This window comes from Streptomyces sp. NPDC046261, assembly GCF_040646235.1.
Classification (GTDB): domain Bacteria; phylum Actinomycetota; class Actinomycetes; order Streptomycetales; family Streptomycetaceae; genus Streptomyces.
In genome coordinates this window covers 366,363-383,078 of sequence record NZ_JBEYZU010000005.1, presented here as the reverse complement: position 1 = coordinate 383,078, position 16,716 = coordinate 366,363, and the positions used below count along the sequence as shown (strand labels likewise).

The window sequence follows — 16,716 nt, the reverse complement described above, 5'->3', positions numbered from 1 at the left end:
GCCCGATCCGGGCGGAGCGGAGCACACGGCGGGGTCACGCTACAGCCCGAGAAACAGAAAAACCCCAGCTGAGCTGGGGTTTTCTCTGTGGTGTCCGAGGGGGGACTTGAACCCCCACGCCCGATAAAGGGCACTAGCACCTCAAGCTAGCGCGTCTGCCATTCCGCCACCCGGACAAGGTGTCTGTCTTCGCGGGGTGTTCCCCGCGGCGACATGGATAACTCTATCAAGGTTTCGGAGCGCCTTTCACCAGGGATTTCTTCCGCGCCATAGGGTCCGATCATGGACAAAGAGGGACATTTCCCCGCAGCGGGTGCCGTCCGCCGGCGGCCACGGCCCCTCTCGCCGCTGCGGGAGCACCTGCGGGACACCTTCTGGTTCACGCCGACCGTCGGCCTGGTGGGGGCGGCGGTGCTGGCGCTGGGGGTGCTGGAGCTGGACAACCTCGTGGTGCGGGAGCTGCGGGAGGAGGGGCAGTACGGGGACATCGAGTCGCTGATCGCGATCGCGGACGACATGAAGACGATCATCACGACGGTGGGGTCGGCGATGCTGACCTTCATCGGTGTGGTCTTCTCGATCTCGCTGGTCGCGCTCCAGATGGCCAGCGGGCAGTTCTCGCCGAGGGTGGTGCGGCTGTATGTGCGCAGCCGGATCACCAAGTGCACGTTCGCCGTCTTCCTCGCCACGTTCCTCTTCGCGCTGCTGGTCCAGGCTTCCTACGAGGGGAACGAGGACCCACGGACCGTCTCGACGGTGCCGGTGTTCTCCAGCGTCACGTGTGTGCTGATGGTGCTGCTGAGCCTGGGGCTGTTCGTGGCGTACGTGAACTCCACGCTGCGGCTGATGCGGATCAGCCACGTCATCGACCGCATCGCACGGGAATCGTTCCGGGTGCTGGACCGGCACGGGGTGGCGGACGCCGGGCACCCGGGGCTGCCGGCGGCGGGGGCGGAGATCCCGCACCGGGGCCGGGCCGGGGTGCTGCGGGACGTGCACATCGCGCGGCTGGTGCGGGCGGCCCGGCGGCAGGGCGTCGTGCTGCGGCTCATCCCGCGGATCGGGGACTTCGTCGTCCCCGGCACGCCCGTGCTGGCGGTGCACGGAGGGGCCGTGGCGCCGCCGCAGCGGGCCCTGCGCTACACCGTCTCCGTCGGGGTGGAGCGCACGTTCCACCAGGACCTGGGGTTCGGTCTGCGGCAGCTGTCGGACATCGCCCAGCGCGCCCTGTCCCCGGCCGTGAACGACCCGACGACGGCCGTGCAGTGCCTGGACCGGATCGTGCAGATCCTGGCGGCCGTGTCCGGGCGACCGCTGGGCGCCCTGCACCACTACGACCGCAAGGGCACGGTCCGGCTGGTGCAGGACGTACCGGAGTGGGCCGACCTCGTCGACCTCGGCTTCGCGGAGATCCGGGGCTGCGCCGTCGGCAGCCCCCAGGTGACCCGGCGGCTGATGGCCGCCCTGGAGGATCTGGCGCGACTGGCGCCCGCCGGGCGGCGCGAGCCTCTCGAGCGCCACCGCACGCTCCTGGAACAGGCCGTGGAGCGTACGGTGCGCGAGCCGGCCGACCGGGACTTCGCGCTGCGGCCGGACCGGCAGGGCATCGGCTGAGCCGCGGCGCCTACGGCATGAGGTGGTAGTGCGGGAAGTTGCCCGGTACGCGCTCGTCCGCCGTCGTCCCCTGCGTCACGGCCCTCACCAGCAGTTCACCGCCGACGAACGCGCCCCGCCACGACGCCCCGAACCCCCCGAAGAGCTCCTCGCGGTCACCGCGGGAGCGCGGCGTGCCGTGGCCGACCTTGAACGCGCGGATCTGCGGGGCCAGCCGCTCGTACACCACCGGGTCGTCGCAGGAGAGGGTGGCGACGAGGGCGCCGTTGCTGGCGTTCATGGCGGCGAGCAGCTCGGCCTCGGTGTCGACCAGCACGATGGTGTCGACGGGGCCGAAGGGCTCCGCGTGGTGCAGCGGTGAGGTCGAGGGCGGGTTGAGGAGGGTGACGGGCGGGACGTACGCGCTGGTGTCCTGGCCCGGCAGGAAGCGGCCGGCCGCGAGGTCGCCGCGGTGCAGCGGGATCGCGCCCCGGTCGATGGCCTCGGCCACCTGGTCCCCGAGTTCCTTCGCCTTCGCCGCGTTGATCAGGGGACCGAAGTCCAGCTCGGGCAGCGGCCCGGCCGGGTCGGACACCGCCAGCGGGTGGCCCAGCGTCACCTCGCGCACGGCCGGGAGGTAGTGGGCCAGGAAGTCCGCGAACGCCGACCGCTGGACGACGAAGCGCGGGTAGGCCGTGCAGCGCTGCTTCGCGTAGTCGAAGGTCTTGCGGATCCGCGGGGCGAAGTCGGCCCAGTCGGTGAAGTTCCAGATGCCCCAGGTGTTGAGGCCCTCCTGTTCCAGGATGTGGCGCTTGCCCAGGTCCGCGACCGCCGTGGCGACCCGCGCGCCGGTGTCCCGCCCGCCGACGAACGACACGCAGCCGATCTCCGGGGCGCGCACGAGCGCTTCCGACAGCTCGCCGCCGCTGCCGCTGACCAGGGTGACCGGCAGGCCCTCGCGGGTGGCCAGCGCACTGGCCAGGGTCAGGCAGGCGACGCCGCCGTCCGTGGGCGTCTTCGCGATGACCGCGTTGCCGGCCAGCACCTGGACGAGCATGGCGTGCACGAGCACGCTCATCGGGTAGTTCCAGCTGGCGATGTTGCTGACGGGGCCGGGCAGCGGCGAGCGGCCCGCCACCATGCGGTCGATCTCCGCCACGTACCACCGCACGCCGTCGATCGCCCGGTCCACGTCCGCCCGGGCCAGCCGCCACGGCTTGCCGATCTCCCAGACGAGGAGCAGCGCGAGGAGGTCACGGTGCTCGGCCATCGCGTCGAGTGCCGCGCCGACCTGTGCCTTGCGGTCGGCGAGCGGTACCTCGCGCCAGGCCCGGTGCTGGTCGAGGGCGGCCCGTACGGCGAAGCGCGCGGTGGCCGCGTCGAGGCGGGGCGGGCCGGCGATGGGGGTGCCGTCGACCGGGGTGGTGGCGGGCAGCGGGCGGCCGTCGGCCTGCCAGGCGCCGTTCCAGAGGTTGAGGACGCGGTCCTCGCGGAAGGCCTCGGGGGCGACGGCCCGGCAGCGCTGCCAGGCCGTGGCCCACTCGGTGCCGGGTTTGAGGGTGAGGGTGGGTGCCATCGGTGATCTCCGCTCTCGGTGCACGGTCGGGCGGGGAATTGGCGCTTCCTACCGAACGGTAGCCACGGGGCGTACGGAAGGTGAGGCGCCTGCCGCCGATGAGGCCCACGTCACGTGCCGGCGCCCGGCCGGGCGCGGGCGCCCCGCGCGCACCCGCGAGAATGAACCGTCCACCGCCAACCCACCGACCACCGGGACTGATCGACATGGGACGGGTCACCGAACGACGCCGCGTCATCCGCATCCGGGACGGGGCCGTCACCACCCGCCCGGACACGCTCGTGGCCGAGGAGCCGCTGGAGATCCGGCTGAACGGCAAGCCGCTCGCCATCACCATGCGCACCCCCGGCGACGACTTCGCGCTCGCGGCCGGGTTCCTGGTCAGCGAGGGGGTGCTGGGCAGCGCGGACGAACTGGCGAACATCGTCTACTGCGCGGGCGCCACCGACGACGGCGCGAACACGTACAACGTCGTCGACGTCCGCCTCGCGCCCGGCGTGTCCGTCCCCGACATCACCCTCGAACGCAACGTCTACACCACCTCCTCCTGCGGCCTGTGCGGCAAGGCGAGCCTGGACGCGGTGCGCACCACCGCCCGCTGGCCCCTCGCCGACGGCCCGGCGGACGTGCGCCTGAAGCCGGAGCTCCTGGCCCTGCTGCCCGGCCGGCTGCGCGAGGCCCAGCGCGTCTTCGACCGCACCGGCGGCCTGCACGGAGCGGCCCTGTTCTCACCGGACGGCGAGCTCCTGGACGTACGGGAGGACGTGGGCCGGCACAACGCGGTCGACAAGCTCGTCGGCCGCGCCCTGCAGCAGGGGCTGCTGCCGCTGTCCGGGGCCGTGCTGCTGGTCTCCGGCCGGGCGTCGTTCGAGCTGGCCCAGAAGGCGGTCATGGCCGGCATCCCGGTGCTCGCCGCCGTGTCGGCGCCGTCGTCACTCGCCGTCGACCTGGCCGCCGAGACGGGCATGACGCTGATCGGCTTCCTGCGCGGTGCGTCGATGAACGTCTACGCGGGGGAAGAGCGCGTGGTCCTGGGGTGAGACGCGTCGTCCCTGGGTCCTCGGGGCCCTGGGTCCCTGGGGTGAGACGCGTCGTCCTGGGATGAGACGCGCCGTTCTGGGGTGGAACGCGTCCTCCTGGGGTGAGACGCGTCGTCGCGGGGTGAGAGGGATACCGCGGTGAGAGGAGTGCCGGGGCCTACGGGCGGCCGTGCTTGCAGCCGCCGGGCCGGCCGCGCCAGCGGCCGCTGAGCCTGCCGAGCACCCCGAACCGGTCCCACTCGTGGAACATCTCCGCCCACGGGCCGCCGACCTGCCGCAGGGTCCGCCGGATCTCCTCCACGTCCTCGGTGGACATCCGCCGCACCTCGGGCCGCAGCACCGACGCCAGCAGATCGGCGCGGATCTCCTCCCACAGCTCGCTCACGTCGGGCGCGGTGTGCCAGGCGACGAAGCACACGGCGACGTACGTGCGCTCGCGGCGCAGCAGGCCGGCCACCGCGGCGCCGCGCGCCTCGCGCGCGTACGCGTGCAGGAGGTGCCGGTCGTCGGAGTGGATGAGGTCGGGCAGTTCGCCGGGGGCGGGGGGTGGGTCCATGCACAGCAGCCGCCGGGCCAGGGCGTCGCTGAGGCGTTGCTCGATGCCGGCTTCCAGCGGGGCGGCCTGGCGGCGCAGGCCGACCACGCGTGCCGTGTAACCGGGCAGGGCCTCACCGGTCTCGAGGTCACCGGCCTGTTCGAGGAGGAGCAGCGCGGCCCGTTCCCGCGGGGTCAGGTCGGCGCCGCTGACCAGGACGCTCTTGAGGAGGCTCTTCGCGAGGAGGGGGGCGGCGGGGTCGTCGGGGGTGCTGTCGAGGGCGGCGCGCACGAACGGCTGGGCGAGGCCGGCGGCCTGGTGCGAGGCCGCCGGGATCGTGTCGAGCAGGACGACGGCCTCGTCGGAGCCCAGCGGTTCGTCGCCCCAGACGAGCCGGTAGGCGGTGCGCAGGACGGACGGGGCGTCCTGGTGCTCGGGGTCGGCGGCCTCGATGAGCTTGTGCAGGAGCGCGATCCGGTCCTGCTCGGGAGGCGGGTCCTGGGGGGCCGCGTCGTGGCGGCGGGCGGTGGGCCGGGGGCCGTCGGGGCCGGCTTCGTCCTGCGTGTGGGCCGGGCTGGGACGGCCGTCGTCCTCGTCGTAGCCCTGGCCGTAGCCCCGGTCGTAACCCTGTTCGTAGCCCTGGCCGTCTTTGTCGTCGTCCTGGTCGTCGTCGTAGTTGCAGGTGTAGCCGTAGCCGCGGCCGTAGCTGTAGTCGACGAACGGCGCGGAGTCCTCGGCCATGGCGGCGGCCATGCGCAGATGGGGCCGGCCGGTGAGGTCGGCGCCGGGGAGTTCGGCGGCGAGCAGGTGGGTGAGGGCGCGCGGGTCCTCGGTGGCCGCGGTGCGGTCGAGGGCGTCGAGCACCGCGGTCCGCAGCGCGGGGTGGGTGTCGAGGGCGGCCCGTACGACCTTGCGGTCGGGGGATGTCTCGTCGAGGAGGGCGGCGGTGAGACGGGCGGTGAGGACGGGCATGACGGCGCTGCGGTCCACTCTGAGCGCCTCGGCGAGGCGCAGGAGCGTCAGGAAGCGGACGAGCGGCGTCTGGGGAGTGTCGGCCGCGCGGTCCAGTTCCGCGCGCAGGTCGCGCCGGAGGGGGGCGAGGGAGGAGCGGGACGACGTCGTCGTCGAGAGCTCGTCGGTGAGCGACGCGAGCACCGTCCACTCCTCCGGGGTGCGGTCCGTGCCGCCGGCGGCGAGGGTGGCGAGGAGCCGGCTCCCGAGGGGGTCGTCGACGCCGTCGCGGGAGAGGTGTTGGCGGGCCCAGCGAGCCGCGGCCGTACGACCGTTCGAGTCGAGGGTGATGCCTTCGCGGGCGGCCAGGGCGGCGAGGCGCTCCGCCTCGTCCCCGGAGTCCCGTCCGGCTCCGGGCCCGCCGCGGCGGGACGCCTCGGCGAACAGCGCGGGGTGGCCGGCGAGCCAGATGCGGGCCGCGACGGCCGCCCAGAGGTCACGTTCGGCACGGGCGGGGCTGGAGGAGCCTCCGGTGCAGTCGTGGACGCGGTAGCGGCGCTGGGCGGCGGCGGAGACGAAGTCGAAATCGGCGTCGGGGTAGGCGCCGACGATCTGCTGCCGGGCCAGCATGGGGCGGCGGGTGTAGGTGGTGAAGGTGAGCCGGTCGGCGAGCTCGCGGGGCAGGACGGCGCTGGCGATGGCGATCCAGAGCGCGGTGTGGGCGCTGTCCCGCTCGATGACGAGCAGCTGTGGGGCGTCGGGGGTGCGGAAGAGGGTCCGTACGTCCGCGAGGAAGTGCTCGAGGCGGTCCGCGCGGGCGTGGACGAAGTCGAACAGCCCCTTCTTGTCGATGCGCCGCGCGGGCGTGAGCGCGGCCAGCGGCTCCGGCACGCCGTCGCCGGGGGTCCGGTCGGCCCAGGACGGGGACTCCCACGCCTCGATCGGCAGTAGGCCGCCGGGCAGCCCGCCGCCCTCGGGCAGCCGCACGGCGTGGGCGTGGAAGTTGCCGTGACGGCCACCACGGCCCGGGCCGGTGCGGATGGTCCGGCACAGCAGACGGCTGCCGTCGGAGAGCCTGTTGTGGCTGAACGCGACGGGGAACCCGGCGAGTTCCTCGGGCGACGGGCAGTCGGGGGCGTCGGAGGGGGGCTCGTAGCCGATCAGCTGCTCCGCCTCCCCCAGCAGGGTGATGGGCAGTTCGGGGCTCGCGGCGGTGAAGCGGAAGCCCGAGCCGTCCGGGCCCGTGGCGGCGGTGGAGGTGTAGTGCAGCTGCTGCAGATTCACGCGACACCCCGTTTCGCCTTGTTGTTCTTTTTGGTCCTTGCCGTGCGTTTGCCTGGTGCTTGTGTGCCTGGTGCTTGTGCCTGGTGCTTCTGTGCCTGGTGCTGGCGCGTCTTGCGCTTGCGTTGCCTTGTGCTGGCGCGTCTTGCCCTTGCGTTGCCTGTGCTTGCGTTGCCGGTGCCTGTGTTGCCCGGTGCTTGCGTTGCCTTCGCTGCTGACGGCGGCGTGTGCGTCGGCCGCTTCGCCTGCGTCGGCTGCGTCGGCTGCGTTCGGCTGCTTGCGTTCCGTTTACTGCTTACCGCGCCCGGCCGTCCGCTTACCGCACCTGTCCGCCTGTTCGTGCGCGCCTGCTCGCCCGTTCCCGCCTCTCGTCCGGCCGTTCCCGCCTCTCCTGCGGCCCGCTCTCGCCTCTCGTCCGCCCGTGCGCCTTGCCTGTTCCCGCTTGGCTCTTTCCGCGCTCACGCCCTGTGTACGGCCAGTGGGGGCCGGCGGACGGCCGCCACGCCTCCGGCTCTCCACCTTCGCCCCACTTGCGGGTGACATCCCACCAGATCCGGCGCGTCGTCGCCCCGGCTTTGGGGGGAAGTTCAGTCGTCGCCCTCGACCACGCGGGTGAGGAGAGCGAGGAAGAGTTCACGCTCGGCGGGCGAGAGCGCCGCGAGGAGCGCCTCGTTCGCCTCGTCGCCCAGCTTGGCGAGGCGGGCGAGCCGGCGGCGGCCGGCGGGGGTGAGGTCGATGGCGTTCTTGCGGCGGTCCGCGGGGTCGGGGGCGCGGGTGATGAGCTCCTGGGCCTGCAGGTCGTTGAGGATGCCGACCATGTCCTTGGGGTCGAAGCCGGTGGTCCGGCCCAGCTCGGCCTGGGCGACCGGCCCGAGGTCGGCGACCGCGGAGAGCACGGCGTGGTGCGGCATGCGCATGCCGTCCTGGGCCAGCGCCTCGGCGACGAGGCGACGGCCCCGGGCGGAGGCGCGGTTGAGCAGCCAGCTGGGGAGGGTGCGGATGCGGGCGAGGGCGGGCTCACCGGCGGAGGACTCGCCTCCTGCCGGGCCTGCTGCTCCTGCCGGGCCTGCTGCTCCTGCTGTTCCTGCCGGGCCTGCCGGGCCTGCCGTGGAGCTCGCGGAGTTCATGGCGGTCATGGGGTGAGCGTATCCAACAAACCATTGGACTTCCCAACGAAGTCGGGTACCATAGGGACCACCAACGTTGGGGCTCCCAATATTGGGAGCCCCAACGTTATGCCGGTCCGGTCTGTCGTCCCGTCAGTGTGTGTATGTGTCAGTGGAGGTGTGTGCCCATGCGGCGCGTCCGGTATCACGAGTACGGCGGCCCCGAGGTTCTGCGCGTCGAGGAGACGGCGGTGCCCAGCCCCGGGCCGGGGGAGCTGCTGCTGCGGACCGAGGCGATCGGTGTCACGTTGCCGGTCGTCCGCAAGGTCCGCGAGGGCGGGATGCCGCTGCCCGCGGGCGTGGGCGGCGAGGTGGCCGGCGAGATCATCGCCGTCGGCCCGGAGGTGACCGGCTTCGCGGTCGGCGATCGGGTCACGGGCCTGTGCTTCGCCGACGGCTACGCGGACCACGCCGTCCTGCGCGCCGCCATGGCGTCCCCGGTCCCTCCCGGCGTGGACGCCGCCGACGCCGTGGCGCTCGTGCGGTGCGGCCTGGTCGCCCTCGGCGCGTACGAGGCCGCGCGGCCGGCCGAGGGCGAGTCGGTGCTGGTGACGGCCGCGGCCGGCGGCTCCGGCCATCTGGCCGTGCAGCTCGCCAAGGCACGCGGGGCGGGCCGGGTCGTGGCGGCGGTCGGCTCGGCGGCCAAGGCGGACTTCGTGCGGTCGCTGGGGGCCGACGAGGTCGTGACGTACGAGGACGCGTCGTGGGGCGAGCCGGTGGACATCGTGCTCGACGCCGTCGGCGGCGAGCTGCTCTCTCCCGCCCTCGCCGCGCTCGCGCCGGGCGGCCGGCTGGTGGCCTACAGCTCCGGCGGCGGAACCATCGAGGCGTACGACCTGCTGGTGGGCGCGAAATCGGCCATCGGCTTCCAGATGGCGCTCATAGCCCGGGACCGGCCGGAGCTGATGGAGCGGTGGCGGCGGGAGCTGTGGGAGCTGTACGCCTCCGGGCGGGTGCGGCCGCGGGTGCACGTCGAGCTGCCGCTGGAGGACGCGGCCAAGGCGCACGAGATCATCGAAGCCCGCGCCAACCAGGGCAAGGTGATATTGCGACCCGTGTGAGTCGTTTTGCCGGACGGTCGTTGTGGGAGCGACGCCTGCCCCGTACGGTGGCGCACCGGACACGTGGGGCCTGAAACGGCCTTGACGCGAAAGGGCTGGGCCATGGCGGCGCATCCTCCCATCGGTTACCGGCGGCCCGTTCCCACTCCCCTGATCCCGTCGGGCCCTCTGCCCGGCCCCCGCGTCGGATGGCGGGCCGCTGCCGCCCCCGCCGTTCTGTGCGGTGCGCTGCTCGCCCTCTGCCTCACGCCGGCGGCCGCCGGGGAGCCCGGGGCGTCCCTCGCTCCGGCGTCCGCCGGGTTCGAGGAACAGGTCCTGTTCAAGGCCGGCCGGGAACCGGGGCACGGCTATGCCTGCTACCGCATCCCGGCGATCGTCACCACGACCCGGGGCACGCTCCTCGCCTTCGCCGAGGGGAGAAAGGACAACTGCGGTGATGCCACCGACATCGATCTCGTTCTCAAGCGCTCCACCGACGGGGGCCGCAGCTGGGAGCCGCTGCGGATCGTGGACCCCGGCCACGGGGACACGCACGGCAACCCGGCGCCCGTCGTGGACGGCCGCACCGGCCGGATCGTGCTGGCCACCACCTATAACGAGGGCCGCCGCGATGCCGGGAACTGCGAAGTGCCCTGCGACCGCACCCCGCACCTGCGGTACAGCGACGACGACGGCCTCAGCTGGTCGCGGCCGAGGGATCTGACGCCCAGGATCCGGCCCGCCGGCTGGAACTCCTGGTACGCGACGGGCCCGGGCCACGGCATCCAGCTCGCCCGGGGGCCGCACCGCGGCCGCCTGGTCATCGGCCTCAACGCCGAGAGCCATGACGGGTCCCGCACCTCGGCCAACCACGCGGCGCTCGCGCTGAGCGACGACGGCGGGGCGCACTGGCGGCTCGGCGCGGTGGACACGCACCAGGTCACGACCGACCGCACCTACCGTCAGAAGCCCTCCGAGCTGACCCTGGCCGAGCGGAGCGACGGCGCGGTGTATGTCAACGGGCGGGAGCAGGACGGCACGGAGCTCGGCCATCGCGACGAGGCCGTCAGCCGCGACGGCGGAGCGAGCTTCGCCGCGCCGTTCCGGGCCCTGCCCGACCTGTACTCGCCCATGGTGCAGGGGGCGGTCGCCCCGCTGTGGCCCGGGCGCTGGCTGTTCTCGGCGCCCGCCGACCCCGACCGCCGCCGCACGCTGACCATCCGTTCCTCCTACGACCAGGGGCGCACCTGGGAGAGCGCCGAGCGTGGCAGACGGGTCACCGCCGACTGGTCCGGCTACTCCGACATGACGGTCATCGGGCAGGGCACGACGGGGCTGCTCTACGAGGCCGGGAAGGCCGATGCCCGGCAGGAGATCCGCTTCGCGCGGTTCACCGAGGGGTGGCTGGGCGCCCGGCGGGGGCCGGACCCGACGACGCCGGACCGGGCGCCGGGCGGGCGGGGTGCGGATGTGCTCGGCGGCGGGCGGCCGGTCGGGGGCCGGTTCGGCGCCGGGCTCGGGTTCGACGGCGAGGACGACGCCGTGCGCCTGCCCTTCCGGGCCTCGCTGCCGCTGGGCGCGCGGGACTTCACGGCGGCGCTGTGGTTCCGCTACCGCGCCACGGAGGCCGGGGGCGAGCAGCCGTTGCTGTGGATGGGCGGCGTCGGCGGGGCACCGCAGGTGGCACTGCGCGGGGAGCCGGGGCAGGGGCGGATCGCCGGGCAGGTGACGGCGCTCGCCGAAGGGCCCGGCCCGTCCCGGACGGCGACGGTCCGGTCGACGGGCGGGTACGGCGACGGGCGGTGGCATCACCTGGCCCTGCGTCGTACGGGCGGGAAGCTGACGTTGACCGTGGACGGTGTGTCCAGCGCCGTGCCCGATGTGCCGGGGTCGGTGAGCCGGAACTCGACGTTCGGGGTGCATCTGGGGCAGAAGCCGGACGCGCGCGCGTTCCTGAAGGGGGATCTGGATGAGGTACGGGTGTACGGGAGAGCGTTGGCGGACGGGGAGCTGTCGGCGCTGCGGGCGACGAACGCGCCGCCCGCTCGCGGCGACGCCGCGGTGCTGTGGCTGCCTCTGGACCGCCTCGACCCCGGCGGCCGGGTCGGCGCTTCCCGCCGCTGAGGGGCAGCCGGAGCGTCAGAGGGTCCGACGGGCCCCGGAACGGTTGAGGACAACCGCGTGCACACCTGGGAGAGGTATCGAAGAGTTTCGGTGCAGATCCGGTCGGACCCGGTCCATCACACGAGACGAGGCCGGTCGAAGGGGTTCGCGGGGGGACGGTATCGGGTACGGTCACGGCGCTGTGCGGAGCGTCGCGAGGAGCGAGAGGTTGCGCGAGTTCACCGTCCCTTCCCTGGTGACGGCGCCCCACGTCGGAGGACTGGCGGACGTCGTGTTCGACTATGCCGCCGATGACCCCGACCGCGTGGCGCTCGGCCGCCGGGGCGGGGACGGCCGGTGGCGGGACGTGACCGCGGGCGCGTTCCGGGACGAGGTCCTGGCGCTGGCGAAGGGCCTGATCGCCCAGGGGGTCCGGTTCGGCGACCGGGTCGCCATCATGTCCCGGACCCGGTACGAGTGGACGCTGTTCGACTTCGCGCTGTGGTGCGTGGGCGCCCAGCCCGTACCGCTGTACCCGACGTCCTCCACCGAGCAGGTCTTCGGCATGCTGCACGACGCGGACGTCTCGGCCTGCGTCGTCGAGCACGAGGACCACGCGATGACCATCGGTTCGGTCATCGACCGGCTGCCGCGCCTGGTCCGCCTCTGGCAGTTGGACGCGGGCGCGCTCGGTGAGCTCACCGGGGCCGGGACGCGCATCGCGGACGAGGTCGTGCACCGGCACCGCATGGCTGTGACCCCGGATTCCCCGGCGACCGTCATCTACACCTCCGGCACCACGGGCCGTCCCCGGGGCTGTGTGCTCACGCACGCCAACTTCATGGCCGAGGCCGACAACGTCCTGCGCCGGTACGCATCGGTCTTCCACTCGCGTCCCGGTGACGAGGCATCCACCCTGCTCTTCCTCCCCCTCGCCCATGTTTTCGGCCGGATGGTGCAGGTCGCGGCGGTGCGCGGCCGGGTCAAGCTGGGTCATCAGCCGCAGCTGTCGGCCGCCGCGCTGCTGCCCGCCCTGCAGTCGTTCCGGCCGACGTTCGTCCTCGCCGTCCCCTATGTGTTCGAGGGGTTGTTCGCCTCGGCCCGGCGCACGGCGGAGCTGGAGGGCCGCGGCAAGCCGTTCGAGAAGGCCGTCGACGTCGCGGTGCGGTACGCGCGGGCCCAGGAGGACAAGGCCTTCGGCCGGGGCCCGGGGCCCGGGGCCACGCTGCGCGTACAGCACCAGGTCTTCGACAAGCTGGTCTACGCCCGGATCCGCGAGGCGCTCGGCGGGCGGGTGCGGCACGCGATGTCGGGCGGCTCGGCGATGGAGCGGGAGCTGGGGCTGTTCTTCGCGGGCGCGGGCATCATGGTGTTCGAGGGGTACGGGCTGACGGAGACCACCGGCGCCGCCGTCGCCAATCCGCCCGAGCGTACGCGCTTCGGCACCGTGGGCCGGCCCGTGCCCGGTACGAGCGTGCACATAGCCGACGACGGCGAGATCTGGCTCAGCGGGGGCCAGGTGTTCTCCGGCTATCTGGGCGACCGGCGCGCCACGGACCTCGTCCTGCGCGACGGCTGGCTGGCCACCGGTGACCTGGGCGCGCTGGACGAGGACGGCTATCTGACGATCACCGGGCGGAAGAAGGAGATCCTGGTGACCTCCGGCGGCAAGAGCGTCTCGCCGCACCCCCTGGAGGAACGGGTCCGGGCCAACCCGCTGGTCGCCCAGTGCCTCGTCGTCGGCAACGACCGCCCCTATGTCGCGGCCCTGGTGACCCTCGACCAGGAGGCGGTGGCGCACTGGATGGCCCTGCGCGACAAGCCCCTGCCACCCCTTTCCGAACTGGTGCACGACCCGGAGCTCGAGGCCGAGATCAGGCGGGCCGTGGTGGCCGCCAACACCCTCGTCTCACAGGCCGAGTCGATACGCACGTTCCGCATCCTGGCGAGCCGGTTCACCGAGGACCAGGGGCTGCTGACGCCCACGCTGAAGCTCAAGCGGAAGGCGATCGAGAAAGCCTATGCGAGGGAAGTCGACGCGCTGTACGCCACCTGACGTGGCCCGTTGTCCCCCTGCCCGGAAAAATTAGGTGTATCGGGAATGCGATCCGGAAGCTACGGGTTGACCATGGGGTAAGTGTTCATCCGACGGACGTAAGGATCGATTGCCCGTGAGCAAGGTCCCCACCATCACCCTCAACAACGGCGTCGAGATGCCGCAGCTCGGCTTCGGCGTGTGGCAGGTCCCGGACGACGAGGCGACGGCCGCTGTCACGACCGCCCTCGAAGCGGGGTACCGCAGCATCGACACGGCCGCGATCTACGAGAACGAGACGGGCACGGGCAAGGCGCTGGCCGCCTCGGGCATCGCCCGTGACGAACTGTTCGTCACCACGAAGCTGTGGAACAGCGCTTCCGAGACGTGGACGCGCGAGAGCGTCCTGCGGGAGTTCGACGCCTCGCTCGGCAGGCTCGGGCTCGACTACGTCGACCTCTACCTCATCCACTGGCCCCGGGCCATGCGCGACGACTACCTGACGATCTTCCGCACGTTCGTGGAGATCGCCGAGAGCGGCCGCGCCAAGGCCATCGGCGTCTCGAACTTCCAGCCCGCGCAGCTGGAGCGGGTCATCGCCGAGACCTCGGTCGTCCCCGCGGTCAACCAGGTCGAGCTGCACCCGAACTTCGCGCAGGCCGAGCTCCGCGCCTTCCACGCGCGCCACGGCATCGTGACGGAAGCCTGGTCACCGCTGGGCCAGGGCCGGGGCCTGCTGGAGGACCCGACGCTCGCCCGCGTCGCCGCCAAGCACGGCAGGTCGGCCGCGCAGGTCGTCCTGCGCTGGCACATCCAGCTCGGCAATGTGGTCATCCCGAAGTCGGTGACCCCCTCCCGCATCCGGGAGAACGCCGACGTCTTCGGCTTCGAGCTGGACGCCGACGACCTCGCCGCGATCGCCGGCCTGGACAACGGCACGCGGCTGGGCCCGGACCCGGCCGAGTTCGACTTCAGCTGACGCGCCGGGTCCGGCGCCACCGCCGGCCACCCGCGCCACTCCCGCGGCCCCGGGACGCCTGCGCCGTCCCGGGGCCGTCGTGCGTCAACGTGCCCCGTGCCCGGGGGCGATCGCCTCGATACGGCGGGCCAGTTCCACGTCCAGGCCGGTGACCTTGCCGCCGACGCTGTGTGTGTTCACGGCGAGGGAGACGGTGTTGTAGCCCAGGGTCAGGTCGGAGTGGTGGTTGAGCTCCTCCTGGATCTGCGCGATATGGATCACCATCGCCGCCGCCTGGAAGTGGCTGCCGAAGGAGTACGTGCGCGTGATCCGGTCGCCGTCCGTGGTCCAGCCGGGCAGTTCCTGGAGGCGCTCCTCCACGTCCTTCTGCGAGAGCGGTTCGACTGCCATCGCGCATCCCTTCGTCTCGTCGTCGCCCCGTGATCGTGCCGCCGCGATCCGGCGGTGATGCAAGCGTCCCATGGGGTGGCAGCGGTTTCGCGCCAATGTGCGGCCGACGGCGCGGATGAGCCGCCACCTGCCTTCCGGGTCGAGGGGGACGCTCTTATGCTCCGGCGCCGGACCTGACAAGTTACTGGCGGTAGGGGCTGAGGCATGGTGGATCGCGCGGGCAGCACACGCAGAGGGTTCCTGGGCGGCGCGACCGCCGCCGCCGCGACGGCGACGCTCGGCGGGGCGACGGCGCTCGGCGCCACGGCCGCACTCGCCGGCACGGCCCACGCACAGCCCCGACGGCGCACCGGCGGCCGCACCGTCGCGGTGCTCGGCGGCGGCGTCGCCGGGCTCACGGCCGCGCACGAACTGGCCGAGCGCGGCTTCCAGGTGACGGTGTACGAGCGCAAGTCCGCCCTCGGCGGCAAGGCGCGCAGCATGGACGTCCCGGGCAGCGCGAAGGGCGGCCGCAGACCGCTCCCCGGCGAACACGGCTTCCGCTTCATCCCCGGCTTCTACCGGAACCTGCCCGACACCCTGCGCCGCATCCCCTTCCCCGGGAACGCGGGCGGCTGCCACGACAACCTCGTGGCATCCAGCGAGGTGATGCTGGCCCGCACCGGAGGCCGCGAGGACATCCAGATACCGTTCGCGAGCATCGGCAAGGCGCCACCGGTGCTCACGCCGGACGCGTTCCTGCGCATGATGACGGCCTTCTGCGAGACGTTCGCACGGCTGCCCGCCCATGAGATCGCCTACTTCGTGGGGCGGCTGCTGGTCTGGTTCACCAGCTGCGAGCGGCGCAGGACGCGGGAGTGGGAACGCGTGCCGTGGTTCGAGTTCACCAAGGCCGCCCGGATGTCGGCGAACTACCGGCAGCTGCTGGCCGTCGGCATCACGCGCAACATCGTCGCGACCAAGGCCGAGGTCGCCAGCACCAAGACCGTCGCCACCTGCATCGAGGCGTTCCTGTTCAACGCGATGGGCCGGGGCGCCGACGGCGAGCCGGACCGGGTCCTCAACGCCCCTACCAACGAGGCGTGGATCAACCCCTGGGTCACCCATCTGCGGTCGCTGGGCGTGGAGTTCCGCACCGGCTGGGGCGTCAGCGACCTGCGGCTCGCCGGCGGGCGGATCACCGAGGCCGTGCTGCGGGACGCGAGCGGGGCACGGCAGTCGGTGACCGCCGATCACTTCGTCTCCGCGATGCCGGTCGAGCACGCCCGTACGACCTGGAACGCACAGGTCCGGGCGGCGGACCCGCGGCTGGCGCGGTGCGACAAGCTGGAGACGGACTGGATGACGGGAATCCAGTTCTATCTCACCGAGCCCACACCGATCATTCACGGCCACATCAACCACATCGACTCGCCGTGGTCGATCACCTCCGTGGGGCAGGCGCAGTACTGGTCCGGACGGGACTTCCGGCGCGACTACGGCGACGGCACGGTGGCGGACTGCCTCTCCGTCGACGTCTCCGAGTGGGACCGGCCCGGCATCCTCTACGGCAAGACCGCCAAGCAGTGCACCCGCGAGGAGGTCGCCCGCGAGGTGTGGGCCCAGATGAAGGCGAGCCTCAACGACACCGGGCGCACGGTCCTGAGCGACGCGAAGCTGCACTCCTGGTTCCTGGACCCGGCCGTCGAGCTCGGCCCGCGGCCCACCAACGACGAGCAGCTGTTCATCCACCCCACCGGCACCTGGTACAACCGCCCCGAGGCCCGCACAGCGATCCCCAACCTCTTCCTCTCCGGCGACTACGTGGCCGTCGACATCGATCTGGCCACCATGGAGGGCGCCAACGCCTCGGCCCGCGCGGCGGTCAACGCCCTGCTGGACGAGGCGGGCTCCGGTGCCGAGCGGTGCACGATCACACCCCTCTACCGGGCGCCCGAACTCGAGGGGTTCAGGCGGCAGGACGAGTTCCGGCTCGGCCTCGGGCTGCGCAACGCCTTCGATCTGGGGTAACGGGCGCGAACGCTCGG

General features: G+C 72.8%; 11 protein-coding genes and 1 tRNA gene. 7 read left to right on the top strand and 5 right to left on the bottom strand.

The window, feature by feature from the left end; genetic code table 11:
* Positions 1–88: 88 nt before the first annotated feature.
* A tRNA-Leu gene (locus ABZ956_RS13070) sits at positions 89–176 on the bottom strand.
* 106 nt (positions 177–282) lie between these two features.
* On the opposite strand from ABZ956_RS13070, the gene ABZ956_RS13065 reads away from it, so the two are divergent.
* Positions 283–1,614, top strand: coding sequence for a DUF2254 domain-containing protein (locus ABZ956_RS13065; RefSeq protein ID WP_361891350.1), 1,332 nt, complete (start codon positions 283–285; stop codon positions 1,612–1,614).
* 10 nt (positions 1,615–1,624) lie between these two features.
* On the opposite strand, the gene ABZ956_RS13060 is transcribed toward ABZ956_RS13065, so the two are convergent.
* Positions 1,625–3,169 carry an aldehyde dehydrogenase family protein gene (locus ABZ956_RS13060; protein ID WP_361891347.1) on the bottom strand — a complete coding sequence of 515 codons (1,545 nt, stop codon included), beginning with the start codon at positions 3,167–3,169 and terminating at the stop codon, positions 1,625–1,627.
* Positions 3,170–3,375: 206 nt separating this feature from the next.
* Between ABZ956_RS13060 and fdhD the strand changes: the two genes are divergently transcribed.
* Positions 3,376–4,209, top strand: coding sequence for a formate dehydrogenase accessory sulfurtransferase FdhD (fdhD, locus tag ABZ956_RS13055; RefSeq protein WP_361891345.1), 834 nt, complete (start codon positions 3,376–3,378; stop codon positions 4,207–4,209).
* A gap of 157 nt (positions 4,210–4,366) precedes the next feature.
* On the opposite strand, the gene ABZ956_RS13050 is transcribed toward fdhD, so the two are convergent.
* Both ABZ956_RS13050 and ABZ956_RS13045 read right to left on the bottom strand, forming a co-directional pair.
* Complete coding sequence (locus tag ABZ956_RS13050) at positions 4,367–6,979, bottom strand: GTPase-associated protein 1-related protein (protein WP_361891343.1); 2,613 nt, start codon at positions 6,977–6,979, stop codon at positions 4,367–4,369.
* Between the two features lie 584 nt (positions 6,980–7,563).
* Entirely contained in the window at positions 7,564–8,112 is a 549-nt protein-coding gene (locus ABZ956_RS13045; RefSeq protein WP_361891341.1) for a MarR family winged helix-turn-helix transcriptional regulator, read from the bottom strand.
* Between the two features lie 158 nt (positions 8,113–8,270).
* Here ABZ956_RS13045 and ABZ956_RS13040 point away from each other — a divergent pair, with 158 nt between their 5' ends.
* The 4 genes from ABZ956_RS13040 to ABZ956_RS13025 all read left to right on the top strand — a co-directional run bounded on the left by ABZ956_RS13040 (position 8,271) and on the right by ABZ956_RS13025 (position 14,299).
* Positions 8,271–9,203, top strand: a complete 933-nt coding sequence (locus ABZ956_RS13040) for an NADP-dependent oxidoreductase (protein ID WP_361891338.1) — start codon at positions 8,271–8,273, stop codon at positions 9,201–9,203.
* Positions 9,204–9,305: 102 nt separating this feature from the next.
* Positions 9,306–11,306, top strand: coding sequence for a sialidase family protein (locus ABZ956_RS13035; RefSeq protein WP_361891336.1), 2,001 nt, complete (start codon positions 9,306–9,308; stop codon positions 11,304–11,306).
* Positions 11,307–11,514: 208 nt separating this feature from the next.
* Positions 11,515–13,341 (top strand): AMP-dependent synthetase/ligase, encoded by a 1,827-nt coding sequence (locus ABZ956_RS13030; protein ID WP_361891333.1) that lies wholly within the window; start codon positions 11,515–11,517, stop codon positions 13,339–13,341.
* 115 nt (positions 13,342–13,456) lie between these two features.
* Positions 13,457–14,299 carry an aldo/keto reductase gene (locus tag ABZ956_RS13025; protein ID WP_361891330.1) on the top strand — a complete coding sequence of 281 codons (843 nt, stop codon included), beginning with the start codon at positions 13,457–13,459 and terminating at the stop codon, positions 14,297–14,299.
* 84 nt (positions 14,300–14,383) lie between these two features.
* Here the strand turns inward: ABZ956_RS13025 and ABZ956_RS13020 are convergent, their stop codons facing one another.
* The gene (locus tag ABZ956_RS13020) at positions 14,384–14,689 is read right to left on the bottom strand and encodes a 4a-hydroxytetrahydrobiopterin dehydratase (protein ID WP_361891327.1); all 306 of its coding nucleotides are present in this window, start codon (positions 14,687–14,689) and stop codon (positions 14,384–14,386) included.
* 204 nt (positions 14,690–14,893) lie between these two features.
* Here ABZ956_RS13020 and ABZ956_RS13015 point away from each other — a divergent pair, with 204 nt between their 5' ends.
* Entirely contained in the window at positions 14,894–16,699 is a 1,806-nt protein-coding gene (locus ABZ956_RS13015) for an FAD-dependent oxidoreductase (RefSeq protein WP_361891324.1), read from the top strand.
* Positions 16,700–16,716: the final 17 nt, after the last annotated feature.